Consider the following 23312-nt stretch of genomic DNA (forward strand, 5'->3'; position numbering starts at 1 on the left):
GGATAAGCTCGAAATCTGACAGGTAGCAGGAGGTGACGACGGTGGCCGACGATCCGGGTACGGGCCAGGCCGTGCAGTCACCCCCGACGCTGCCCGAGGCGGCTTCGCCCGACATCGCCAAGACCAGCGCGTCGCGTCGGGTGCGGGCCCGGTTGGCCAGGCGGATGACCGCCCAGCGCAGCGCTTTGAATCCGGTCCTCGAACCGCTGGTTGCCGTCCACCGGGAGATCTATCCGAAGGCCGATCTGCAACTTTTGCAGCGCGCATACGACGTGGCCGAGCAGCGGCACTCCGACCAGCTGCGCAAGTCGGGCGATCCCTACATCACCCACCCGCTGGCCGTGGCGAACATCCTGGCTGAACTGGGCATGGACACCACCACGCTGGTCGCCGCCCTCCTGCACGACACCGTCGAGGACACCGGCTACACGCTGGAGGCGCTGACCGCGGAGTTCGGCAGCGAGGTCGGCCACCTGGTCGACGGCGTCACCAAGCTGGACAAGGTGGTGCTGGGTTCGGCCGCCGAGGGCGAAACCATCCGCAAGATGATCATCGCGATGGCCCGTGATCCGCGGGTGCTGGTGATCAAGGTGGCCGACCGGCTGCACAACATGCGCACCATGCGGTTCCTGCCGCCTGAGAAGCAGGCGCGAAAGGCCCGCGAAACGCTGGAAGTCATTGCGCCGCTTGCGCATCGGCTCGGGATGGCGACGGTCAAGTGGGAGTTGGAGGATCTGTCCTTCGCGATCCTGCACCCCAAGAAGTACGAGGAGATCGTGCGGCTGGTCGCTGACCGGGCACCGTCGCGTGACACCTACCTTGCCAAGGTGCGGGCTGAGATCGGGGTGGCGCTGAGCTCCATGAAGATCAACGCCGTGGTGGAGGGCCGGCCCAAGCATTACTGGTCGATCTACCAGAAGATGATCGTCAAGGGCCGGGACTTCGACGACATCCATGATCTGGTCGGAGTGCGGATCCTGTGCGACGAGATCCGCGACTGTTACGCCGCGGTGGGCGTGGTCCATTCGCTGTGGCAACCGATGGCGGGGCGGTTCAAGGACTACATCGCTCAGCCGCGCTACGGGGTTTACCAGTCATTGCACACCACGGTTGTCGGCCCGGAGGGCAAACCGCTGGAGGTGCAGATCCGTACCCGCGAGATGCACCGCACCGCCGAGTACGGCATCGCCGCGCACTGGCGTTACAAGGAAGCCAAGGGGCGCAACGGCATTCCGCACAGCCACGCCGCCGCCGAGATCGACGACATGGCCTGGATGCGCCAGTTGCTGGACTGGCAGCGGGAGGCCGCCGACCCGGGTGAGTTCCTGGAGTCGTTGCGTTACGACCTTGCGGTAAAAGAGATCTTCGTGTTCACCCCCAAGGGGGACGTGATCACCCTGCCGACGGGCTCCACCCCGGTCGACTTCGCGTACGCGGTGCACACCGAGGTCGGCCACCGCTGCATCGGGGCGCGGGTCAACGGCCGGCTGGTGGCGCTGGAACGCAAACTTGAGAACGGCGAAGTGGTCGAGGTTTTCACCTCGAAGGCGCACAACGCCGGGCCGTCGCGGGACTGGCAGACCTTCGTGGTGTCGCCGCGTGCCAAGGCCAAGATCCGGCAGTGGTTCGCCAAGGAGCGCCGCGAGGAAGCTCTCGAATCGGGCAAGGATGCGATCGCCCGAGAGGTGCGCCGTGGCGGACTTCCGTTGCAGCGCTTGATAAACGCCGAAACCATGGGAGCGTTGGCCCGGGAACTTCGGTTCACCGACGTGTCAGCGCTCTACACCGCGGTCGGCGAGGGCCACGTGTCGGCCCGGCATGTGGTGCAGCGGCTGCTCGCCCAGTTCGGCGGCGATGACGCCGCGGAGGATGAACTCGCCGAGCGGTCCACGCCCGCGAACATGCCGGTACGCCAGCGCAGCACCGACGACACCGGGGTCGCGGTGCCGGGTGCGCCCGGCACGTTGACCAAGCTCGCCAAATGCTGCACCCCTGTCCCGGGCGACACCATCATGGGTTTCGTCACGCGCGGCGGGGGAGTCAGCGTGCACCGCACCGACTGCACGAATGCGGAGTCGCTGCAACAACAATCGGAACGCATCATCGAGGTGGAGTGGGCACCGTCGCCGTCGTCGGTGTTCCTGGTGGCGATCCAAGTGGAGGCACTCGATCGGCACCGGTTGCTGTCGGATGTGACGCGTGTGCTCGCCGACGAGAAGGTCAACATCCTCTCGGCTTCGGTCACGACGTCCAACGACCGGGTGGCGGTCAGCCGGTTCACCTTCGAGATGGGCGATCCCAAACATCTCGGGCATCTGCTGAGCGTGGTGCGCAACGTCGAAGGCGTCTACGACGTCTACCGCGTCACCAGCGCGGCCTAGCCCCGCTCCAGCACGGCACGCAGGAACGTGCGGGTCCGCTCGTTCTCCGGATCGGTGAACAGTTTCTCCGGCGGGGCATCCTCCACGATCTTGCCGTTGTCGAACATCATCACCCGGTCGGAAACATCGCGGGCAAAGTCCATTTCGTGCGTCACGCACAGGAAGGTGATGTCGGTGGTGTTCGCGATGTCCCGCAGCAACGCGAGCACCCCGGCGATCAGCTCCGGGTCCAGCGCCGAGGTCACCTCGTCGAGCAGTAGCACCTCCGGCTGCATGGCCAGGGCGCGGGCAATGGCGACGCGCTGCTGCTGCCCGCCGGAGAGTTCGGACGGGTGCGCGTCGGCCTTGTCGGAGAGCCCGACAAGGTCGAGCAACCGGTGCGCGGCCTCCTCGGCCTGCGCGCGGGACTGACCGAGCGAATGGATGGGCGCCTCGGTGATGTTCTGCAGCACACGCATATTGGGGAACAGATTGAACTGTTGGAATACCATGCCGATCCGCTTACGCACCTGCCGCAGGTACTTCTCGTCGGCGGGCACCTCCCGATCGCCACGCGGCATGTGGCTGAGGCACTGACCGTCCACGTAGATGCGTCCCTCGCTGACCTTTTCCAACGTCATCAGCAGGCGCAGAATTGTCGTCTTGCCCGATCCGCTGGGCCCGATCAGAGTGACGAATTCGCCGGGCTGCACTGCAAAGTCCAGTCCATCGAGCACGACGTGCTCGCCGAACCGCTTGACGACACGAGAGAAGCGGATCATCTCAGTTGTGGATTGCGACACGCCTCTCCAACCATCGAACCAATAGGGACGCTGAGTAACTCAGCACCAGAAACAGGACGCCCGCGATCGTGATCGGCTCGACGTAGCGGAACGCGCGGGAGCCGACCTGATTGGCTGCACCCACGATGTCCAGCACGCCGATCATGAGCAGCAGCGGCGTTTCCTTGAGCATGGAGATCGTGTAGTTGCCGAGGGCAGGCAGAACTCGCGGAATCGCCTGCGGCAGGATCACCGCGGTCCATGTGCGCCTGGACGGCAGGTTGAGCGCGACGGCGGCTTCCCACTGCCCGGCGGGTACCGCCTCGATACCGGCCCGGTACACCTCGGCGGTGTACGTCGAGTAGTGCAGGCCGATAGCGATGATACCGGTGGTCAGTGGATCGAACTTCAGCCCGAAGCTGGGCAGTACGAAGAAGAAAAAGAAGATCTGCACCAAAAGCGGTGTACTGCGGATGAATTCGATAAAGCCCCAGGCCGCGGTGCTGACCACGGCGATGCGCGACCGGCGTAACAGGGCCAGGGCCAAACCGAGGGTATAGGCCAGCAGCGAGCCGAAAACCGTTGCCACCAGCGTGACCCGCAGTCCGTCCACCACGATCTTGGGCAGGATCTCCCAGGCGAACTCCCAATCCCAGATCACCCCCGGGCCCCCTGACCGAGCATGGCCAGCATGCCCCGGCGCCGCAGTGGCGTACGGCCCACCAGTTTGGCGGCCCGGCGTTCCAGGGCCCGCATACCGACAGTGATGAGGACTGCCAGTGCCAGATAGAACAGCAGGACGATGGTCCAGATGACGGCTGCCTGCGAGATGAAGTTGTTGATCAGTACCTCACGTGCCTGATAGGTCATCTCGTGCACGGTGATCATGGTCAGCAGCGCGCTGCTCTTGAGCAGCTGGATGAACAGATTGTTGAACGGCGGCACCATCTCCACCAGCGCCTGTGGCAGGATGACCCGCCGCATCCGTTGAGCGGGAGTGAAGTTGAGCGCGACGCAACCGTCGTACTGAGCTCGGGGGACCGCCAGGATGGCGCCGCGCACGATCTCGGCACCATACGCCCCGTGGTTCAGTCCCAACACGGCGATACCCGCGACCAGCGGCACGATCTGGTATCCCACCAGCACCGGCAGCACGAAGTAGATCCACATGAGCTGGACCACCTCGGAGGTGCCGCGCCAGACCTCAACGTAGATCCGGGCCAGCGCCCGCACGATCCGTGACCGTGACAGCATCGCCAGCCCGGCGACGAACGACAGCACGGCAGCGATCAGGATGCCCCCGGCTGTCGCCTCAACGGTCAGCAGTAGGCCCCGGGAGATGGTCTCGACGAACAACCCGACGTTGTCGAACATTCAAGGCCGGCTCTCAGGCGGCCTCACACAGCTGCTCGGTCGTCACGTCGTCCGGCACCAGGTTGTCCTCGGTGAAGCCGAACGGGGCGACGATATCCAGCCACGCACCTGAGTCCTGCAGCTTCTTCAATTCGGTGTTGAACTGCTCGACGAGTTCGTCGTCACCGTTGCGGAACACGAAACCGCCCGCCTGAATCTGCTTCTGGCCGTCGACCACCGGGACGAAGCCCTCGGTGACTTCCAATGGGGCGGTCGGGTTGTCGGCCACCATGCGGCGTAGCGAGATGTCGGTCAATGCCCCGCAGTAGGCCCGCTGGTCGAGCAGGGCCTGGAACATCTCCGGCTGGCCGGCATAGGGCTGGATCTTGTCGGCGGGGATGCCGAGCGCGTGGGCGACCGACTCCTCGACTGTGCCCGACAGCACGGCAAGGGCGAGGCCCTTGGCCTTGACGTCGTCGAAGTTGTTGATCTGCTGCGGGTTTCCCTTGGGAACCAGCAACGCAGTGGGGGTCACGTAGTCGACCGCGGAGAACTGAGCGTTCTGGCACCGCTCCGGCAGTATCGCCATGCCGGCGGCCACCATGTCGTACTGGCTGGCGTTCAGCGCGGGTATCAGCTGGCTGAATTCCACCTGAGTCGCCTCGACCTGGTTGATGCCCATGGCCTTGAACACTGCCTTGGCGACTTCGGGTGCCTCGCCGGTGACCCTGCCGTCCGCGGTGTAGCCATAGGGCACCTCGCCGGCGATGCCGATTTTGATCGAGCCGGCATCCTTGATCCGTTGCAGGGTGCCGCCCTCGCCGGCGTCAGGCACTTTCGAACAACCCGCCAGCAGTGCCGGTGCGCCGAGCGCGACAGCCCCGGCCGCCGCCCCCGCGTGCAAGAAATCCCGTCGTGTCCAGTTTCTCATCGTCAGTCCTTGTCGTATCCACGTTCACACCAGTAGCGACCAAAGTTCGATCTGAACGTATGCGGATAGTCCGGACAGGTCAAAACTTTGGCGGATCCACGACGGCACGTGCAGGGTCGGACCCGCGGCGCGTCAGGTACACCACCGCGCCGAGCACAAGGAGAGCCAGTCCGATTCCGGCTGCGATGACCAGGACCCGAAGGACGATGGAAATGGTTGTGGCGGGTAGTTTTTCAGATCTCGACGACTCGTAGGCCAACGACACCGGCAATGAGCCCGACGCGAGCATGCTCGCCATTTCGCGCGCCGAATCAGCATCGAAGGTTCCGCTGATCTGGGTCCGGCCGTCGGGAATCGCCTCCCTGATCTCCGGGGCAGCGGCAACCTTGGTGTCCAGCGAGAAAGCCGTCTGTGTGCCGATGTTCGCGGCCGTGAAGTTCGCCCAGGTGCGTGCGGCGTCGTCGTCGAACTGCAGGTCCACCACATACCGGTCGCCCTGGGACTCCCGGTCGGAGGAGGCGTCGCGGATCTGCGCGCCGCTGAGGATCGACTTGTTGAGCAGGTACACCGTCGACCCGTCGGCCGAGCAGGTGACCAGCGGCAGTTTCGGGTCGTCGTAGCCGGCCAGCACATCGTCTTCACCGCAGCGGGTGGCCTGGAACTGCAGGGCAAGGATCTGGATCGATGCGTCCGTGCTCTGCCGGAGTTGTTTCTCGTCCGCGATCCGCTGATTCTGATCGCTGGGCGGCGGCCCTTGCGATGCCGCCGGCGGCGGCGCCGAGGGGGTCTGCACCGGCATCGCGTGAATCACCGGGCGCACGTACAGCTGTCCTGTTCTGAACAGGACACCCACCGCGTCGACGTCGAGATCGTGGCCGGGAACTGTGACGGTGACACTGGTGTCGTCGGCGGCGGCCTCGGCGCCGGAGAGACCCAGTCCGTCCAGCCGTTCCTCGATGATGGCCGGCACCTGCGCGACGACATCAGGCGATGGCGTTGAGCCGTCAAGCATCCGCGCCGCGAACGTCACCTGTGTGCCGTCGCGCTCAGCCCAGATGTCCCTGGTGAGGAAGACGGCCAGTAGGTAAGCGAGTAAGAGCAGCGCCAGCACCAACGCCACCACGAGTCGGACCGCGGCCGTGGATGGGCTGCGGTGCGGGACCGGTGGGAATTCCTGCTGGGGGATCGCCACGGAGTCTCCTCAGTCCAGCCCGGCAGAGATGATCCTCACCGGCGTCGCCGGTTCGCCGTCCTGGCTGCCACCGGCGACGCCGCCCTCGGCGATCCGATCCAGGGTGGCCAGGCCGGTGTTGTCGACGGTGCCGAAGACCGTATAGGCGGGTGGTAGCAGCGAATCCTCGTACACCAGGAAGAACTGGCTGCCGTTGGTCCCCGGGCCGGCATTGGCCATGGCGAGTGTGCCGCGCGGGTACACCACCGGCGTCAGCTGCGCCGAATCCGAGAGCTGGTTGGTGGGGTACTCGTTGGCGAACTGGTAGCCGGGCCCGCCGGTGCCGCTCCCCGACGGATCGCCGCACTGCAGCACCGACAGCGATCCCGTGGTGAGCCGGTGGCACGGCGTGTCATCGAAGAAACCCTGCTGGGCCAGGCTGGCGAAATTGTTGACGGTGCACGGCGCCTGCCCGTTGGCCAACTCCAGTCCGATGTTGCCGCGGTCGGCGGTGATGCTGGCGGTGACGGTCGCGGGATCGGTCGGCACCCTGCCCGTTCTCGGTGGCTTCGCGGGCTTGGCGGCCGTTCCTTCGGCCGGATACTGACAGTTGGCGCCGAGGTTGGCCGGCGGGTCGAAGGCAGGAAGTGAGCCGTCGGATTGTGGTGCCGCGCTGTATGTTTCGGTATCCGGACGGCGTTCCTCAGTCTTGTCCCCCGCCGCCACAACGAACAGCGCGAGGACGACCGCGACCACCACCGACACCGCCGTCATCACGTAGCTCAAGACCAGACCGGCCATCGCCATGCCGCGGCCCTGCTCCCCGCTGCGGTTGATCTGCGACAGCGAGACGTGCCCGAACACGATGCCAAGGGGCGCGAACAGGAACGCGCACACCAGCGACGCGACCGCCATGCCGTTCGTGCGCGGCGGCGGAAGGCCGGGCTGATAACCAGCCGGATATCCGGAGTGCTCCGGTTGGTATCCGCCGTACGGCGGTGGGAAGGTCACCGGTCCGATCAGTCCAGCGCGACTGACTTCAGTTGGACGTCGAGCGCGGGCTTCCCGTCAGGCGCGCCGTCGACGGCGCCGGCCGCGGCGATCTTGTCCAGGGTGGCCAGGCCGGTTTCGTCGATCTTGCCGAACGCCGTGTAGTTGGGCGGCAACTGCGAGTCCTGATACACCAGGAAGAACTGGCTGCCGTTGGTGCCGGCCCCGGCATTGGCCATGGCCACGGTGCCGCGCGGGTAAAGCACCGGCTCGTTCAGCGCCGGGTTGTCCGGCTGGTACTGATTGGTGGGGTACTCGTTGGCGAACTGGTAGCCGGGCCCGCCGGTACCGGTGCCCGTCGGGTCACCGCACTGCAACACCGAGAGACCGCCGGTGGTCAACCGGTGGCACGGGGTGTCGTTGAAGTAGTTCTGTCCGGCGAGGCTCGCGAAGCTGTTCACGGTGCACGGCGCCTTGGCGTTGTCGAGCTGCAGCCCGATGTTGCCCTGGGTGGTGACCATGCTGACGCTGACGGTGGCCGGATCGGTGGGGACCTTGCCGGTGCGTGGCGGATTGACCTGCTTGCTGGCCGCGGCTGCCGCCGGGTACTGGCAGTCGGCGCCGAGATCGGCCGGGGCCACGAACGCCGGCAGCTGCCCCGGCGCGGAGGGCTCGGCGGGCGACGTGGTCGACGCCGAGGCCGTGGTGCTGTTGGAGTCCTTATTGGTGATCACATACGTGGCCACGACGGCGCCGATGACGACGACGGCGGCCAGGGCCGAGCCGGCGATGGTCATGATGCGCCGTTTGCGTGCCTGCGCTGCGCGACGCTCCAGCTGGCGTTCCAGCTTGCGCTTGGCCGTCGCACGCCGTTGTTCGTTGGTCGGCATTGCGGCAGTCCTCCTCGTGTGTTAGGTCGGCAACGAGTGTGCCAGGCGATGCTGAGTGTGGCCTAACGACCCGCGCGAACCGCAGACGGCAACTCGGCCATGGGAAACTGGCACTGTGTTCATCGCCGGATTTCCTGCCGGGATGTTGGCATGCAACTGCTACGTCCTGGCACAGCGCCCGGGAGCCGACGCGATCGTCGTCGACCCCGGACAGCGCGCGATGGGTCCGTTGCGCAAGATCCTCGACGAGAACCGCCTCACCCCGGCGGCGGTCCTGCTGACCCACGGACATATCGATCACATCTGGTCGGCGCAGAAGGTCGCCGATACCTACGGCTGCCCGGCCTACGTCCATCCCGAGGACCGTTTCATGCTGACCGACCCGATCAAGGGGTTCGGGCCCCGCCTCGCGCAGATCGCGTTCGGGGTGCTGTTCTCCGAACCAAGGCAATTGGTCGAGCTCGACCGTGATGGCGACAAAGTCGAGCTCGGCGGGATGAGCATCGCCGTCGACCACACACCCGGGCACACCCGTGGGTCGGTGGTGTTCAGAGTTGCCAATGGGCCTTCTGACGTCGTCTTTACGGGCGATACGCTGTTCCGGTCCTCGGTGGGACGCACTGACCTGCCCGGCGGCAGCGGACGTGACCTGCTCGGGTCGATCGTGACAAAACTGTTGGTGCTCGACGACGACACCGTGGTACTACCGGGGCACGGTCCGCGCTCGACGATCGGGCACGAACGCCGCACCAACCCATTTCTCGAAGGTTTGACTCTGTGACTGAGTTCTCCGCATTCCAGGCGCCCAAGGGCGTACCCGACTACCTGCCGCCGGAGTCGGCGCAGTTCGTCGCGGTCCGCGACGGCCTGCTGGCAGCTGCGCGTCGCGCCGGCTACGGCGATATCGAGCTGCCCATCTTCGAGGACACCGCGCTGTTCGCCCGCGGGGTGGGGGAGTCCACCGACGTGGTCTCCAAGGAGATGTACACGTTCGCCGACCGCGGCGACCGGTCGGTGACACTACGGCCCGAAGGCACCGCCGGGGTGATCCGGGCGGTCATCCAGCACCGCTTGGACCGCGGGGCGCTGCCGGTCAAGCTCTGCTACGCCGGGCCGTTCTTCCGGTATGAGCGACCGCAGGCCGGCCGCTACCGCCAGCTGCAGCAGGTGGGGATCGAGGCGATCGGCGTCGATGATCCCGCGCTGGACGCCGAGGTGATCGCGGTGGCCGATGCGGGCTTCCGGTCCCTGGGCCTGGACGGGTTCCGGTTGGAGATCACCTCGCTGGGCGACGACACCTGCCGCCCGGCGTACCGGGAGCTGCTGCAGGAGTTCCTGTTCAAGCTCGACTTGGACGATGAGACCCGGCGCCGCGCGGAGATCAATCCACTGCGGGTGCTCGACGACAAGCGGCCACACATCCGCGAGATGACCGCCGACGCGCCGCTGATGCTGGACCACCTGTCCGACACCGCCAAGGCGCATTTCGAGGTGGTGCAGGCACATCTCGACGCGCTCGGCGTGCCGTATGTGATCAATCCGCGGATGGTGCGTGGGCTGGACTACTACACCAAGACGACGTTCGAGTTCGTGCACGATGGCCTGGGCGCGCAGTCCGGAATCGGCGGCGGTGGCCGCTACGACGGGCTCATGCGTGAGCTCGGCGGCCAGGACGTGTCCGGTATCGGCTTCGGGCTCGGGGTAGATCGCACGCTGTTGGCGCTGCAGGCCGAGGGCAAATCTGTTGCGGGCGTGGGCGGGGTTCAGGTCTTCGGGGTGCCGCTCGGCGACGCCGCCAAACTGGAACTGGCCAAACTGGCAGCGCAACTGCGGGCCGGCGGGGCTCGGGTGGATCTGGCCTATGGCGACCGCGGGCTCAAGGGTGCGATGAAGGCCGCCGACCGGTCGGGTGCGAAGTTCGCCCTTGTGGCCGGCGACCGCGACATCGAGGCAGGCACCGTCGGTCTCAAGGATTTGTCGACCGGCGAGCAGGTCGATGTTGCCGCGGGTTCCGTTGTCACCGAGGTCCTTTCCCGGTTGAGCCGGTAGGGATCGGCCTCACCCAGCACCGCGAGCGTGCGGGTCTGCTGCCCGACACGCCGTGATTGGGCAGCATTTTGCGCACGCTCGCGCGGTGCCCGGTGGGCTTCGATCGACACGGGTTGGGGAGGAACGACAATGTCGGCGGATGACGACGAAGCCCGGATAGCCGATCTGCCCGGGCTGCGGTGAACCTTCAGTGGGAACCGTTGGTGCAGGCCGACTCTCAGCCGACCTGTTGATCGCCGTTCTCGGCGTCGACCAGCTGTACTGACCGTGAAGGACGGCTGCGCCGCGAGCGTGCGCAAACTGCTGCTGTTTGACGGCGTGTCGGGCAACAGACCCGCACGTTCGCGGTGCAGGGGGACCAGGCAGGGGACACGTGCAGGGGGACCAGGCAGGGGCGGCGACCTAAATGGCCATGGCGGCGCGGACGTCGGCCTCCGACGCCGAACCGCCGGTGCCGCTGGACGTGATCCGTCCGGATTCCAGGATGTAGTAGCGCTGCGCGGATTCCAGCGCGAACCCGATGTGCTGCTCCACCAACAGCACGCCGAGATCACCGCGAGCGGTCAGCGCCGTGATCGCCGCCTCGATCTCGGCGACCACCGACGGCTGGATGCCCTCGGTCGGCTCGTCGAGGATGAGCGTCTTGGGGCTGGTGATCAGGGCCCGGGCGATGGCCAACTGCTGGCGTTGTCCGCCTGACAGCAGGCCGGCGCGGCGCGTCAACAATTCTTTCAAAGCCGGGAACAGATCGAGCTGCTCGTCGATCAGCGTCTTGCCGTTCTTGCGGCCATCGGCGACGACTTGCAGATTCTCCGCGGTGGTCAGCTGGCCGAATGACTGTTGACCCTGCGGCACGTATGCCAGTCCGCGTGCCACCCGGGCGCTCGGTCGCAGTTTGGTGATGTCCTCGCCGTCGAAAAGCACTTTGCCCGCAGTGCATTTGAGCAGCCCGACGGCCGCCCGCAGCAGCGTGGTCTTGCCGGCGCCGTTGTGTCCCATCACCGCGGCGACACCGTCGGACGGCACCTCGACGCTGGCGCCGTGAATGACTTCCGACCGGCCGTAACCGGTACGCACGTCGACGAGTTCGAGCATCAGGCGATTCCTTCCACGCCGGCGGCGGCAGTGCCCAGATAGACCTCTTGCACCTTCGGATTGGCCTGCACCTCTGCCACCGAACCCTCGGCGATGACCTGGCCGCGCGCCAGCACGGTCACCGACGTGGCGAACGCCCGCATGAAATCCATGTCGTGTTCGACGACGACCACGGTGCGCGCTCCACCGATGCGACGCAACAGGTTTCCGGTCTCCTCACGCTCCTCGTGGCTCATACCGGCCACCGGTTCGTCGAGCAGCAACACGTCGGCGTTCTGCACCAACAACATGCCGATCTCGAGCCACTGCTTCTGTCCGTGCGCCAGCACGCCGGCCGGCTTGTCGGCAAGGTCGGTGAGCCCGGTGGTCTCCAGCGCCTCTTCGATCGACGGCAGGATGCCACGCCTGCGACGCAGCAGCGTCCATGGCGATCGGCCGGCGCCCGCGGCGATGTCGAGGTTCTGCAACACGGACAGCTGCTCAAACACGCTGGCAGTCTGGAAGGTACGCCCAACGCCGAGCCGGGCGATCTGGTGCACCTTCTTGCCGAGCAGTTCCGCCCCCGACTTGTTCACCGAACCGGTGGCCGGCACCAGCCCGGTGATCGCGTCGATCACCGTGGTCTTCCCCGCGCCGTTGGGGCCGATGAGAAAACGCAGGTCACCCTGAAACAGGGTCAGGTTGACGTCGCTGACGGCTTTGAACCCATCGAAATCGACGGTGAGGCCCTGTACTTCGAGGTATTCGGCGCCCATGCCGGCGTTGCCGCCTGCTACCGGTTCCGGTGTCTGCTCTCGCTCGGTCACGGTGTGGCACCCACTTTCTCGGCGTCGGAATCTGTGTCCGGTGCGGGCGCGGTGTCCGCCGGCTCGGGCGGCGGTCGTTTCGGTCGTCTGCGCCGCCGGTGCAGCAGCACGCCCAGACCGGCCAGACCGGCGGGAAAGAAGCCGACGACGACGATGAACAACAGGCCCTGCGCATAGGTCCACTCCGACGGAAAGCGTTCGGAGAACAGGGTTTGCGCCCACGCAACGCCGATTGCGCCGAGCACCGGGCCCAGCAGGGTGGTGCGTCCGCCGATGGCCACGCCGATCAGGAACGCGATGGACGGCACGATACCCACCTGCGAGGGCGCGATGAAGCCGACGATCGGTGCGAACAGTGCGCCGGCGATGCTGGCGAACAAGGCCGCCAGCGTGTAGGCGACGACCTTGATGTTGGCCGGGTCGTAGCCCAGGAACCGGACGCGTTCCTCACCGTCGCGCACCGCCACCAGCAATTCGCCGTAACGGCTGTTCATCAGCTGACGCACCACGGCTACCACGATGAGCAGGGTGGCGGCGGCGATGAAGTACAGCATCTGTTTGTTCACCGGGTCGTTGAGGGTGAACCCGAAGAACGTGCGGAAGTTGGTCAGCCCGTTGCTGCCCCCGATGCTGGTCTGGCCGACCAGCAGGATCGCCAGCGCCGCGGCCAGGGCCTGCGACAAGATCGCGAAATAGGCGCCTTTGACACGTCGTTTGAACACGCCGAAGCCCAGCAGGGCGGCAATCCCCGCGGGTATCACCAGGATTGCGAACAAGGTGAAAGCGGGGGACGCGAACGGTGCCCAGTAGCCGGGCAGTTCGCGCACACCCGCGATCTGCATGAAGTCAGGCACATCATCGCCGCGGATCTGGGCGTCGGCGATCTTGAGGTGCATGCCCATCATGTAGCCGCCGAGGCCGAAGAAGACGCCTTGGCCCAGAACCAGCATTCCGCCTCGGCCCCAAGCCAATCCGATGCCGACGGCGACGATCGCGAAGCACAGGAACTTGCCGAGCAGGCTCAGCCGGAAATCCGACAGCACTGCCGGTGCCACTCCGAAAAGCAGCACCGCAGCGACACCGAAGCCGGCCAGCGTAACAACCTGAGTCTGCCAGCGTCCAAGGATGGTCATACGAGACTCCTTGTCCTCACGGTGAACAACCCCTGCGGACGCACCTGCAGGAAGATCACGATGATCACGAACACGATCACCTTCGCCAGCGACGCAGTGGTGCTGTACTCGATGAACGAATTCAGGAAACCCAGCGCCAGCGCCGCGATGACAGTGCCCTTGATCTGGCCGAGCCCACCGACCACCACCACCAGGAACGCGTCGATCAGGAAACTCTGACCGATAGTCGGGCTGGTCGAGCCGATCAGCGTCAGCGCCACACCGGCGACGGACGCCAAACCCGATCCGATGAAGAAGGTCGTGATGTCGGTCTTGCGAGAGGAAATACCGCTGGTTTCAGCCAGATCCCGGTTGGCCACCACAGCCCGGATCCGTCTGCCCATCGGGCTGGTCTTGAGCACTGTGGCCAGCACCGCCACGCACACGATGGCGAGCACCAGGATTAAGATGCGGGTCTTGGGGACGACAGCGCCCAGGATTTCGACACCGCCCGACAGCCAGGCCGGCGCCACCACGTTGACGGCAGGGGCGCCGAAGATGTCGCGGGCGATCTGCTGCAGGACCAGGCCGACACCGAAGGTCACCAGCAGCGTGTCCAGCGGCCGATCGTACATTCGCTGGATCAGGGTGACCTCCAGCAGCGCACCCATCGCACCGCCGACCACAAAACCCACCACCAGTGAAATCAGCAGTGAGGCACCGGCGTCGGAGATGACCTGTTGCACCACGTAGGCGGTGTAACAGCCGGCCATGATGAATTCGCCGTGCGCCATGTTGATGACGCCCATCTGGCCGAAGGTGAGGGACAAGCCCAGTGCCGCGAGCAACAGGATTGAGCCGAGACTCAATCCCGTTGCCAGCTGGCCGATCAGAATATCCATCCGCTACGTGATTCCCGTCGCTTCGCTCGCCCCGGCTTCAGCCGGACAGCCCGGCGGCCCACGGGTAGGACTTCAGGTACGGATCCGGATCGATCGCCCCCTTCGACTCCCAGACGGTGTAGATCAGGCCGTCGGGACGGATCTCGCCGATGCGGGCGGTCTTGGTGATGTGGTGGTTCTCGCCGTCGATGGTGACCTTGCCCTCGGGGGCATCGAAGCTCACGCCGTCGGCATTGTCCTGAATTGCCTTGACGTCGAATGACTTCGCCTTCTCGACGGTGTTCTTCCACAGGTACACCGACACGTAGGCCGCTTCCATCGGATCCGAGGTCGGCTTCTTGGGATCCTTGACGAAGTCCTTGTATGCCTTGACGAACGCCTTGTTGACCGGGGTGTCGATCGTCTCGTAGTAGTTCCAGGCGGTCAGCTGCCCGGTGACGTTCTGCACGCCGATACCGCCGACCTCTTCTTCGGCGATGGACACCGAGACCACCGGCATCTCCTGTGGTGTCAGGCCCACATTCTTGTACTCCCGGAAGAACGCCACGTTGGAGTCGCCGTTCAGGGTGTTGAACACGGCGTCGGCGTTCGCGCCGCGGACCTTGTTGACGATGGTGGAGAAGTCCGTCGAGCCCAGCGGGGTGTAGTCCTCGCCCTTGATCTCGATGCCGTTGGACTCTGCGTACGCCTTGATGATCCGGTTGGCGGTCTGCGGGAAGACGTAGTCGCTGCCCACCAGGTAGAGCGATTTGATGCCCTTCTCCTTGAGGTAGTCCAGGGCGGGCACGATCTGCTGGTTGGTGGTGGCACCGGTGTAGAAGATGTTCTTGCTCGACTCCAGGCCCTCGTACTGCACCGGGTAGTACAGCAGTGAGTTGGCGCTTTCGAACACCGGCAACATGGCCTTGCGGCTCGAGGACGTCCAGCCGCCGAACACTGCTGCGACACAGTCGCTGCTGATCAGCTTCTCCGCCTTCTCGGCGAACACGGTCGGCTCGGACGCGCCGTCTTCACCGATGAGCTCGATCTGCTTGCCCAGCACGCCGCCCTCGGCGTTGATCTCCTCGACCGCCAGTTTGATGGAGTCGCGGACCGTAACCTCGGAGATCGCCATGGTGCCCGACAACGAGTTCAGCGAGCCGACCTTGATCGTGGCGCCGGACGTGTCCACGCACGACTCTGCATTTGCTGCCTCGGTATCGCTTGCCCTGCTGCCGCATCCCGCCAACAGCAGGCTCGCAACTGTGATCACGCTTCCGGTGGCCAACGCCGACTTTCGGAATGTGGCGGGTACTGGTACTCGCATGAACAACCTTTCCCTTTAATTGCAGCGCTTATCGGCCGATCACCATCGGGGGCGGCGCCGGAGGCTAAACACACTGTGCGGGTGTCGAATCGGGACGTTAGAGCGCCGGTGTTACTGCGAAATGTCTGTATGTGACGAACAAATTAACGCTATGGCCAGGCTGCGTTCGTTTGCCGTTCGGCGGACATCCCATCACCCATTCGTCGCAGCTGTAACAAGCCGGTAGCCTGCGTCGATATGACAAACATGCGAAAAATGACAACCAGGGTCGGTGGGATCGCCGGGGCGGCGGCGATGGTGGTCGGCATGGGTGTGAGCCTCGGTTCCGCGACGGCGAGCGCGGACCCGGCGGGCCAGCACGTCAGGTACACGGTCACCTCAGGCGCTCCTTACGATTTCGACCTCTACTACTTGGCGACGCAGCCTCCGAGCAAGGAGGCCTACGACGCAGACCCGTACGCGTTCCTGCAGAAGGCCGAGGTGAACGTCGCGCCGGGCGCCCCGTGGGTGTTCGAGACGACGCTCGCGGACCCGCAGTGGGCGATCCTCACCGTCGCCAGCACCACGCACGGCGGACGGGGCGCGCCGAATGCCCACTGTGATATCGCCGTCGACGGTCAAGTGGCTGTCCAGAACGATCACCCCTACAGCCCGAGGTGTCAGCTCGGCCAGTGGTAGGTGGCCCGGACTTCTGCGGGTTGACAAACGGGTCGAACAATTGTTCGATATGAGCAGCGTGATGATGCGGCAACGAACCATCGCGATGTGCTTCGTATCGGACCGCCACCGCAGGTGGCTCGGTACGGATTGACTGGGCGAGCGCCCACGGCGAGCGCCGGTGCCGTACCCGAAACCGCGGCATCGGCGCACCCAGTCTGTCGTTCGAACCCGTCGGAGAGGCACTCGACTCCGACACGCGTGGAATTACCTTGACAGCACCATCGAACGGATGTTCGATAGGTGCATGCGGTGGGATGGGCAGGCTGTCGACGTCGATGACGGTGCCCTGCCCGGCTTGCAGCGGGTGGGCTTCGTCCGCACTGTGCGGTCACCGCAGTTCGACGGCATCACGTTCCATGAGGTGCTGTGCAAGTCTGCGCTGAACAAGGTGCCTGCGGCTTCGGCGTTGCCGTTTCGTTTTACGGTCAATGGCTACCGCGGTTGTAGTCACGCGTGCCGGTACTGCTTCGCCCGCCCGACGCACGAGTATCTGGATCTGGATTGCGGTGCGGACTTCGACACGCAGATCGTGGTGAAGACCAACGTCGCCGAGGTCTTGGGCCGGGAGCTTCGCCGGCGGTCCTGGACGCATGAGACGGTGGCTCTCGGGACCAACACCGATCCCTATCAGCGGGCCGAGGGCAGATATGCCCTCATGCCGGGAATTATTGGGGCGCTGGCTGATTCGTATACGCCGTTCTCCATCCTCACCAAAGGCACGCTGCTGCGCCGGGATCTGGGACTGATCGCCGAGGCGTCGCGCCGGGTGAATGTGAGCATTGCGATCTCGCTGGCCATCGGAGATGCGGACCTGCACCGCGACGTCGAGCCGGGCACCCCGTCGCCGCAGGCGCGGCTGGGATTGATTTCTGCGGTCCGTGATGCCGGTCTGGACTGCCATGTGATGGTCGCACCGGTCCTGCCATATCTGACCGATTCCGTCGATCAACTCGACTCGTTGCTCGGCCGGATCGCTGCTGCGGGCGCCACCGGGGCGACCGTATTCGGACTGCACCTTCGCGGCTCGACCAGGGGCTGGTTCATGTCGTGGCTCGCACGTTCGCATCCCGAACTCACGTGGCGTTACCGTCAGTTGTACCGGCGCGGCGCATATCTGCCTGCTGACTATCGCGACATGCTGCGGGACCGGGTACGGCCGTTGATCGCTCGATATGGGCTGGTGGGGCCGTCGAGGATGGAGGCGCCGCCTGCGAGTCCCGCCGCCAAGAAGTCCGTGCAGCCCACGTTGTTCTAATGCCGAAGCACACGTGACCGCGATAGGTTGGCCCCTGTGGACTCACAGACCGGAGGTCGCGTTCTGATCACCGGTGGTCGCGGCTTTATCGGCCGTGCTGTCGTGAATGGGTTCCAACACAGGGGGATTCCCGTCACGGTCGTCGACCGGCAGGCTCCCGACGGGGCGTGTGACGGCGTGACCTCCGTCATCGGAGACCTCCGCGAAAACCATGTCCGTGAAATGGCGGTGGCGCCCGGCACGGTCGGCATCGTCCACCTTGCGGCGTCGACATCGGTTCTGCGCTCGGTGGAGCGGCCCACGCAGACGTACGCCGACAATGTCGCCGTGACCCAGGAGCTGCTCGAACTGGCCCGTAGCAGGGGGGTGAGTAGGTTTCTGCTCGCGTCGACGAACGCGGTGGTGGGCGACGTGGGTACCTCGACGATCACGGAACAGCTGCCGTTGCGGCCACTTACGCCCTACGGCGCCACCAAGGCTGCCTGTGAGATGCTGCTGTCCGGTTATGCGGGCGCATACGGGATGGCGACGTGCGCGCTGCGGTTCAGCAACGTGTACGGACCGGGTATGGCGCACAAGGACAGCTTCGTTCCGAGACTGATGCGCGCGGCGCTGTCAGGATCGACGGTGCGGATCTTCGGAGACGGAACGCAGCGCCGCGACCTCGTCCACGTCGACGACGTCGTACGCGGTGTGCTGCTCGGTTGGGAGAGCCGCTACACCGGCAGCGCGATCATCGGATCCGGGCGCTCGGTGTCGGTGCTCGAACTGGTCGATACCGTTCGCCGTGTCACCGGCCGGCCGCTGCCGGTAGAACATTCTGCGGCACAACAGGGTGAGATGCCTGCGGTCGTACTCGACCTTTCACACAGCGCGGATGCCATCGGTTACCGGCCGACCGTCGACCTCGCGGACGGGCTCGCGAGCACGTGGCGCTACTTCCGCGACGAGGTCCCGGGCGCGACTGCGTGAGGCTGCTTGCCGACTACCCCGATGAGGTCGACGCCGTCGCCGTCGCGGAGTTCCACCGGCACTATCGGCACCCGCGTCACTCGGGGTTGGTGGTGGTGATCGCCGCGTACAACGAAGCCGCCGGTATCGGCGCGGTGTTGCAGGACTTGCCGAATCAGTGCTGCGGCATGCGGGTGGATGTGCTGGTCGTGGTCGACGGAGCCACCGACGACACCGCCGAGATCGCGCGCCGCCACGGCGCCTACACCTGCGTCGCAGCGCGCAACCGGGGGCAGGGCGCGGCGCTGCGGCTGGGCTACCGGCTTGCCGCGGACTGCGGGGCACGCTACATAGTGACCACCGACGGCGACGGGCAGTACGACAATGCGGAGCTGGATACCCTCGTCCGGCCGTTGGTCGAGGACCGCGCCGATTTCGTGACCGGGTCACGCAGGCTGGGCCGCCACGAGGTGGACAGCCGGCTGCGCTGGATCGGCGTGCGGGTCTTCGCGGCGTTGGCTTCCCTGCTGACGTGGCGGCGAATCACGGACACGTCGTTCGGATTTCGGGCCATGCGGGCCGATCTCGCTTGCTCTGTACGACTTTTCGAGCCGCAATACCAGTCCTCGGAGCTGCTGCTGGGGGTGATGGCCCACGGCGCGCGCGTACTCGAGGTGCCCATGACGATGCGACGACGGCGCCACGGCGCCAGCAAAAAGGGCGGTGACCTGGTCTACGGCATGCGTTACGCGCGTGTCATGGTGCGGACGTGGTGTCGGGAGTATCTGCTGCGCGGTCGACGAAAATGAAGCGGTCGAAAAGCACGAACTTCAGCACGAACATGGCGCCGTACGTCGCCAGGAATGCGGCACCGACGAGGGCAACCTGCCAACCATGTGCGGCCACATGGTCACGAACCCAGTGGTCGGCGACCGTGGTGACGACGATCGCGGTGAGCGCGGTGACGACGATGATCACGATGTACGGCAGGATCTCCCTGGTGCCGTGCGGGCGTCCGCGGCGCTGCCACGCCCAGTAGCGGTTCATCAGATAGTTCGGAACCGCGCCCGCGATGAACGCGAGCAGGCTCGCCAGCACGGGGACGGCGCTCAACCAGTAGGTGACGAGGAAAACGACCTCGCTGATGATCCCGGCGACCACGGACGCGCCGGCGTAGCGCCTCCACAGCAGAAATCGTTTGCGCGACAGTGGGATCAAGGCTCACCCCGCTTGCGGGCCACACACAGCACCGATTGGCCGAACGGAATCCGCACCAGGCGCTCCAACGCCTTGGTCACCGGCACGACGCAGCGATCGAAGACCGCGGCCAACCGCGAGTTCGGTGATGTGCTGCCGCCCTTGCGAACCACCAACCACCAGGCAATGCCACCAAGCAGGTTCACCGGTTTCACCAGTTCGACGTCGAGTCCCGATCGGCTGACGACGTCGGCGAGAGAGTTCGGCGTATAGCGGCGGACATGGCCGACTCTGCGGTCGAACTCGCCGTACAACTGCTGGTAACCGGGCACCCAGAGGACCAGGCTGCCGCCGATCTCGATGGCCTTGGCCAGCGATCGCAGCGCACCGACATCGTCGTCGATGTGTTCGAGCACGTTGATTGCCACCACCGATGCAACGGGGTACTCAAGATCCGGCGGTTTTCCCAGATCGAGTTGGGTCACCTGCACTTCGGGACGCCCGGCGAAGCGACGCGCCATGACCGCGACGGCGGCCGGGTCGGCATCGGTGACTATGAGTCGGTCCAGATCGCCGAACTGCTCCGCGAATTCGCCAAGTCCCGCACCGACTTCGAGGATCGACCTCCCGCAGTGCGGCGCGATCAACTCGTACTGGTAGCGGCGATACTGAGGTTTGTCGTGACCTGCTAACTCGAGCTGGCGACCGGTGGCCGCGCTGAACGCGCCGCTGTGATCGTGCATGTGTCAATTGTGCACGCCGCGATTGGCAAGTCTTACGCTCATCGCGATCATCACATGGTTAAGGTGTGGTGGATGCGAGTAATGGTTCTCGGCGGAGACGGATACCTCGGCTGGCCCACCGCTCTGCATCTTTCCGACCGCGGGCACGATGCGGCGGTGCTCGACAACTTCGCACGGCGCGGTTACGACGAGGAACTCGGCGTGTGCAGCCTGGTCCCGATCGAAGACCTCGACGTGCGAGTGGCGGCGTGGCAGGACACGTCCGGTAAGCACATCGCCACGTATGTCGGCGACTTGCTCGACGCGGACTTCGTATACGCCACGCTGCGCGATTTCCGCCCCGATGCGATCGTGCACTTCGCCGAACAGCGGGCGGCTCCATATTCGATGATCGACCGTGCGCACGCCGTGTACACCCAGCACAACAACGTCATCGGAACGCTCAATCTGTTGTTCGGCATCGCCGAGACCAACCGCGATATCCACCTGGTCAAGCTGGGCACCATGGGGGAGTACGGGACTCCCAATATCGATATCGACGAGGGTTGGCTCGACATCGAACACAACGGACGCAAGGACCGTGTCCTCTTCCCGAAGCGCCCCGGGTCGTTTTATCACCTGACCAAGGTGCACGACTCGCACAACATCGAGTTCGCCTGCCGGAACTGGGGTTTGCGCGCGACCGATCTCAACCAGGGCGTCGTGTACGGACAACAAACCCCGCAGACCGCACTGGATCCGCGGTTGTCGACCCGCTTCGACTACGACAGCGTGTTCGGAACCGTACTGAACCGATTCGTCATTCAAGCCGTGCTCGGCGAGCCGCTGACGGTATACGGAACCGGGGGGCAGACCAGGGGACTGATCGATATCCGGGACACCGTGGAGTGCATCAGGCTGGCAGTCGAGAATCCGGCCGAGCCCGGTGAGTTCCGGGTGTACAACCAGTTGACCGAAACCATGTCCGTACGCGACATCGCAGACGTGGTCGCCAGGCAGTTCCCCGGCCCGGTTCAGATCGAGCACCTGGACAACCCGCGCACCGAGGCCGCCGAGCACTACTACAACGTCAAGCACACTGGCCTGGTCGAATTGGGGCTCCAACCCCATCTGCTGTCGGACACGTTGATCGAGTCGATGTTCGGCATCGTGGAGGCCAACAAGCACCGGGTCGACGTCGAAAAGTTGTACCCCACCGTGCAGTGGTCGCGCGCCAACAACGCCTGACCGGCATGGCCAGGCTCGCGCGCGCGGCTGGAAGGCTGGTGGTGCGGCACTGGTTGTTCGTCGTGCTGGTGGTCGTCGGCGTGACGCTGAGGGTGCTGGCTTGGTTCGCGTACCAGCCCGCGTTGATGTTCGGCGATTCGTTCCGATATCTCACCAATGTCGGCACATACGACCCCGGCGGCCTGCACCCCGTCGGGTACGAGCTGTTCGTCTTGACGCCCACGCTCGCGGTGGACGGGTTGGAACTGGTGACGGCGGTTCAGCACATTGCGGGAGTGGGCGCGGCGGTCGCGTTGTACGCATTGGCGTTGCGGCACGGGGCAAACCGGTGGCTGGCCTCGGTTGCCGCCGCACCGCTGCTGCTCGACGGATACCAGATTCAGATCGAGCAGCTCATCATGTCCGATACCTGGCAGCAGGTGCTCCTTGTCGCACTCCTGTGGGTGCTGCTCGGCGTCGGGGCGCCGAACCCGCGCCGGGCCGCGCTTGCCGGGCTGCTGCTCGGTGTGGCGGTGATGTTCCGGCTGGTGGCGATTGTGCTGGTGGTACCGGCGTTGTGTTACCTCGTCATTGCCGGCGGGATATGGCGAACCTGGGCGGGTTGGCGCACAGTGGGAGCGCGCACGCTCGCGTTTGCCGCGGCGTTCGGCATCGTCATCGTCGGCTACGGCTGGTACTTCCACGCGCAGACCGGCCAGTGGGGCCTGACCCGCACGACGGCCAACGTGCTCTACGGCCGCGCCGCCGTCGTCGCGGATTGCGACAGGCTGGAACTCGATCGGCTGACGGCGCTGGCCTGCCCGGAGGAGCCGTTGGGACAGCGTAGGAAGCTGGACGACTACGCCCACATCCAGCGTGAGGCGGGCTGGCGCGCGCGCTTTCCCGCCGGCACTGACTTGTTCGCGGTGCAGCGGGAGTTCGGCAGGGCCGTGATAGAGCAGCAGCCGCTGGATGTCGCCCGCGCCGTTGCGCTGGACTTTCTGAAGGGATTCCGCCCCGTACGGACCGATGCCCCCGGCGATACCAGCGTGGCTCGATGGCAGTTCAAGTCCGAGTATCCCGCCGTCGATCTGGATCACAGCACCAACGCCTCGCGCGAGTTCAGCGGGCGAGACCCTACTGCCGTGCTCCCACTCGCCGCGTTCCTTCGCGGCTACCAGCTCAGCGTCGGCTACACCCCCGGAACGTTGTTGGGGATGTTCGGCGTCGTGGCCCTGCTGGCCGGACTCGGGCTTGGACGTGCCCGGACCAGTGGCATCCGGTCGGCAACGCTGCTGGCCGTCGGCATGGCGGTGACGATCCTGCTCGCGTCGGCCGCGTTCGAGTTCTCGTGGCGCTATCAACTGCCGGGCCTGGTGCTCCTGCCATTCGCCGGTGTACTGGGGATCACCGCACTAAGGGGACGACGACGGGCCTCGACCTATCAGTGATCGTGCACTCCTGTCACGTCCCGGTATCCCGCGATTGCTCGC

General features: G+C 65.5%; 23 protein-coding genes. 9 read left to right on the plus strand and 14 right to left on the minus strand.

Annotated elements, in window-relative coordinates:
* Nucleotides 1-41: 41 nt before the first annotated feature.
* Nucleotides 42-2381 carry a RelA/SpoT family protein gene (locus ABQF30_RS08865; RefSeq protein WP_448462417.1) on the plus strand — a complete coding sequence of 780 codons (2340 nt, stop codon included), beginning with the start codon at nucleotides 42-44 and terminating at the stop codon, nucleotides 2379-2381.
* Here ABQF30_RS08865 and ehuA read toward each other — a convergent pair.
* The 7 genes from ehuA to ABQF30_RS08900 all read right to left on the minus strand — a co-directional run bounded on the left by ehuA (nucleotide 2378) and on the right by ABQF30_RS08900 (nucleotide 8477).
* Nucleotides 2378-3142, minus strand: a complete 765-nt coding sequence (gene ehuA, locus ABQF30_RS08870; RefSeq protein WP_448462419.1) for an ectoine/hydroxyectoine ABC transporter ATP-binding protein EhuA — start codon at nucleotides 3140-3142, stop codon at nucleotides 2378-2380. The two genes, ABQF30_RS08865 and ehuA, sit on opposite strands and share 4 nt — an antisense overlap.
* Before the next feature lies 1 nt (nucleotide 3143).
* A complete protein-coding gene (ehuD, locus tag ABQF30_RS08875) occupies nucleotides 3144-3803 on the minus strand; it encodes an ectoine/hydroxyectoine ABC transporter permease subunit EhuD (protein WP_448462421.1) in 660 nt (219 codons plus the stop codon).
* Complete coding sequence (gene ehuC / locus ABQF30_RS08880) at nucleotides 3800-4516, minus strand: ectoine/hydroxyectoine ABC transporter permease subunit EhuC (RefSeq protein WP_448462423.1); 717 nt, start codon at nucleotides 4514-4516, stop codon at nucleotides 3800-3802. Before ehuC ends, ehuD begins: the two co-directional genes overlap by 4 nt.
* A gap of 13 nt (nucleotides 4517-4529) precedes the next feature.
* Nucleotides 4530-5426 (minus strand): ectoine/hydroxyectoine ABC transporter substrate-binding protein EhuB, encoded by an 897-nt coding sequence (gene ehuB, locus ABQF30_RS08885; RefSeq protein WP_448462425.1) that lies wholly within the window; start codon nucleotides 5424-5426, stop codon nucleotides 4530-4532.
* Nucleotides 5427-5505: 79 nt separating this feature from the next.
* Nucleotides 5506-6618: a preprotein translocase subunit SecD gene (locus ABQF30_RS08890; RefSeq protein ID WP_448462427.1), complete on the minus strand. Its 1113-nt coding sequence runs from the start codon at nucleotides 6616-6618 to the stop codon at nucleotides 5506-5508.
* Between the two features lie 9 nt (nucleotides 6619-6627).
* Complete coding sequence (locus ABQF30_RS08895; RefSeq protein ID WP_448462429.1) at nucleotides 6628-7608, minus strand: peptidylprolyl isomerase; 981 nt, start codon at nucleotides 7606-7608, stop codon at nucleotides 6628-6630.
* An 8-nt stretch (nucleotides 7609-7616) separates the two neighbouring features.
* Nucleotides 7617-8477, minus strand: coding sequence for a peptidylprolyl isomerase (locus ABQF30_RS08900; protein WP_448462431.1), 861 nt, complete (start codon nucleotides 8475-8477; stop codon nucleotides 7617-7619).
* Nucleotides 8478-8592: 115 nt separating this feature from the next.
* On the opposite strand from ABQF30_RS08900, the gene ABQF30_RS08905 reads away from it, so the two are divergent.
* Complete coding sequence (locus tag ABQF30_RS08905; RefSeq protein WP_448462433.1) at nucleotides 8593-9258, plus strand: MBL fold metallo-hydrolase; 666 nt, start codon at nucleotides 8593-8595, stop codon at nucleotides 9256-9258.
* Nucleotides 9255-10526, plus strand: a complete 1272-nt coding sequence (gene hisS, locus ABQF30_RS08910) for a histidine--tRNA ligase (RefSeq protein ID WP_448462435.1) — start codon at nucleotides 9255-9257, stop codon at nucleotides 10524-10526. The genes ABQF30_RS08905 and hisS overlap by 4 nt, the downstream gene beginning before the upstream one ends.
* A gap of 402 nt (nucleotides 10527-10928) precedes the next feature.
* On the opposite strand, the gene urtE is transcribed toward hisS, so the two are convergent.
* Genes urtE through urtA form a run of 5 tightly spaced genes read right to left on the minus strand, consistent with a single transcriptional unit; the run spans nucleotide 10929 to nucleotide 15747 of the window.
* Entirely contained in the window at nucleotides 10929-11621 is a 693-nt protein-coding gene (gene urtE, locus ABQF30_RS08915; RefSeq protein WP_448462437.1) for an urea ABC transporter ATP-binding subunit UrtE, read from the minus strand.
* Nucleotides 11621-12376 (minus strand): urea ABC transporter ATP-binding protein UrtD, encoded by a 756-nt coding sequence (urtD, locus tag ABQF30_RS08920; RefSeq protein ID WP_448463558.1) that lies wholly within the window; start codon nucleotides 12374-12376, stop codon nucleotides 11621-11623. Before urtD ends, urtE begins: the two co-directional genes overlap by 1 nt.
* 47 nt (nucleotides 12377-12423) lie before the next feature.
* Nucleotides 12424-13560 (minus strand): urea ABC transporter permease subunit UrtC, encoded by a 1137-nt coding sequence (urtC, locus tag ABQF30_RS08925; RefSeq protein WP_448462439.1) that lies wholly within the window; start codon nucleotides 13558-13560, stop codon nucleotides 12424-12426.
* Nucleotides 13557-14441, minus strand: coding sequence for an urea ABC transporter permease subunit UrtB (urtB, locus tag ABQF30_RS08930; RefSeq protein WP_448462441.1), 885 nt, complete (start codon nucleotides 14439-14441; stop codon nucleotides 13557-13559). The genes urtC and urtB overlap by 4 nt, the downstream gene beginning before the upstream one ends.
* 37 nt (nucleotides 14442-14478) lie before the next feature.
* Nucleotides 14479-15747, minus strand: a complete 1269-nt coding sequence (gene urtA / locus ABQF30_RS08935) for an urea ABC transporter substrate-binding protein (RefSeq protein WP_448462443.1) — start codon at nucleotides 15745-15747, stop codon at nucleotides 14479-14481.
* A 246-nt stretch (nucleotides 15748-15993) separates the two neighbouring features.
* On the opposite strand from urtA, the gene ABQF30_RS08940 reads away from it, so the two are divergent.
* From ABQF30_RS08940 to ABQF30_RS08955, 4 genes are all read left to right on the plus strand, one after another.
* Nucleotides 15994-16425, plus strand: a complete 432-nt coding sequence (locus ABQF30_RS08940; RefSeq protein ID WP_448463560.1) for an Rv2576c family protein — start codon at nucleotides 15994-15996, stop codon at nucleotides 16423-16425.
* A gap of 286 nt (nucleotides 16426-16711) precedes the next feature.
* Nucleotides 16712-17722 (plus strand): Rv2578c family radical SAM protein, encoded by a 1011-nt coding sequence (locus ABQF30_RS08945; protein ID WP_448463562.1) that lies wholly within the window; start codon nucleotides 16712-16714, stop codon nucleotides 17720-17722.
* 36 nt (nucleotides 17723-17758) lie between these two features.
* Nucleotides 17759-18694 carry an NAD-dependent epimerase/dehydratase family protein gene (locus ABQF30_RS08950; RefSeq protein WP_448462445.1) on the plus strand — a complete coding sequence of 312 codons (936 nt, stop codon included), beginning with the start codon at nucleotides 17759-17761 and terminating at the stop codon, nucleotides 18692-18694.
* Nucleotides 18691-19482, plus strand: a complete 792-nt coding sequence (locus tag ABQF30_RS08955; protein ID WP_448462447.1) for a glycosyltransferase family 2 protein — start codon at nucleotides 18691-18693, stop codon at nucleotides 19480-19482. Before ABQF30_RS08950 ends, ABQF30_RS08955 begins: the two co-directional genes overlap by 4 nt.
* Here the strand turns inward: ABQF30_RS08955 and ABQF30_RS08960 are convergent.
* Both ABQF30_RS08960 and ABQF30_RS08965 read right to left on the minus strand, forming a co-directional pair.
* Nucleotides 19430-19891: a GtrA family protein gene (locus tag ABQF30_RS08960; RefSeq protein WP_448462449.1), complete on the minus strand. Its 462-nt coding sequence runs from the start codon at nucleotides 19889-19891 to the stop codon at nucleotides 19430-19432. The genes ABQF30_RS08955 and ABQF30_RS08960 overlap by 53 nt on opposite strands.
* The gene (locus ABQF30_RS08965; protein WP_448462451.1) at nucleotides 19888-20613 is read right to left on the minus strand and encodes a class I SAM-dependent methyltransferase; all 726 of its coding nucleotides are present in this window, start codon (nucleotides 20611-20613) and stop codon (nucleotides 19888-19890) included. Before ABQF30_RS08965 ends, ABQF30_RS08960 begins: the two co-directional genes overlap by 4 nt.
* A gap of 72 nt (nucleotides 20614-20685) precedes the next feature.
* Between ABQF30_RS08965 and ABQF30_RS08970 the strand changes: the two genes are divergently transcribed.
* Nucleotides 20686-21840 (plus strand): NAD-dependent epimerase/dehydratase family protein, encoded by a 1155-nt coding sequence (locus ABQF30_RS08970; RefSeq protein ID WP_448462453.1) that lies wholly within the window; start codon nucleotides 20686-20688, stop codon nucleotides 21838-21840.
* Between the two features lie 5 nt (nucleotides 21841-21845).
* Complete coding sequence (locus ABQF30_RS08975) at nucleotides 21846-23270, plus strand: hypothetical protein (RefSeq protein WP_448462455.1); 1425 nt, start codon at nucleotides 21846-21848, stop codon at nucleotides 23268-23270.
* Nucleotides 23271-23312: the final 42 nt, after the last annotated feature.

The organism is Mycolicibacterium sp. XJ870 (assembly GCF_053483975.1).

Bases quoted from the DNA above. Each gene is read 5' to 3' on its own strand.
- ehuA (WP_448462419.1), bottom strand. From the start codon at position 3,142: ATGATCCGCTTCTCTCGTGTCGTCAAGCGGTTCGGCGAGCACGTCGTG.
- ehuC (WP_448462423.1), bottom strand. From the start codon at position 4,516: ATGTTCGACAACGTCGGGTTGTTCGTCGAGACCATCTCCCGGGGCCTA.
- ehuB (WP_448462425.1), bottom strand. From the start codon at position 5,426: ATGAGAAACTGGACACGACGGGATTTCTTGCACGCGGGGGCGGCGGCC.
- ABQF30_RS08900 (WP_448462431.1), bottom strand. From the start codon at position 8,477: ATGCCGACCAACGAACAACGGCGTGCGACGGCCAAGCGCAAGCTGGAA.
- urtE (WP_448462437.1), bottom strand. From the start codon at position 11,621: ATGCTCGAACTCGTCGACGTGCGTACCGGTTACGGCCGGTCGGAAGTC.
- urtD (WP_448463558.1), bottom strand. From the start codon at position 12,376: ATGGGCGCCGAATACCTCGAAGTACAGGGCCTCACCGTCGATTTCGAT.
- urtC (WP_448462439.1), bottom strand. From the start codon at position 13,560: ATGACCATCCTTGGACGCTGGCAGACTCAGGTTGTTACGCTGGCCGGC.
- urtB (WP_448462441.1), bottom strand. From the start codon at position 14,441: ATGGATATTCTGATCGGCCAGCTGGCAACGGGATTGAGTCTCGGCTCA.
- urtA (WP_448462443.1), bottom strand. From the start codon at position 15,747: ATGCGAGTACCAGTACCCGCCACATTCCGAAAGTCGGCGTTGGCCACC.
- ABQF30_RS08940 (WP_448463560.1), top strand. From the start codon at position 15,994: ATGCGAAAAATGACAACCAGGGTCGGTGGGATCGCCGGGGCGGCGGCG.
- ABQF30_RS08945 (WP_448463562.1), top strand. From the start codon at position 16,712: ATGCGGTGGGATGGGCAGGCTGTCGACGTCGATGACGGTGCCCTGCCC.
- ABQF30_RS08965 (WP_448462451.1), bottom strand. From the start codon at position 20,613: ATGCACGATCACAGCGGCGCGTTCAGCGCGGCCACCGGTCGCCAGCTC.
- ABQF30_RS08970 (WP_448462453.1), top strand. From the start codon at position 20,686: ATGCGAGTAATGGTTCTCGGCGGAGACGGATACCTCGGCTGGCCCACC.
- ABQF30_RS08975 (WP_448462455.1), top strand. From the start codon at position 21,846: ATGGCCAGGCTCGCGCGCGCGGCTGGAAGGCTGGTGGTGCGGCACTGG.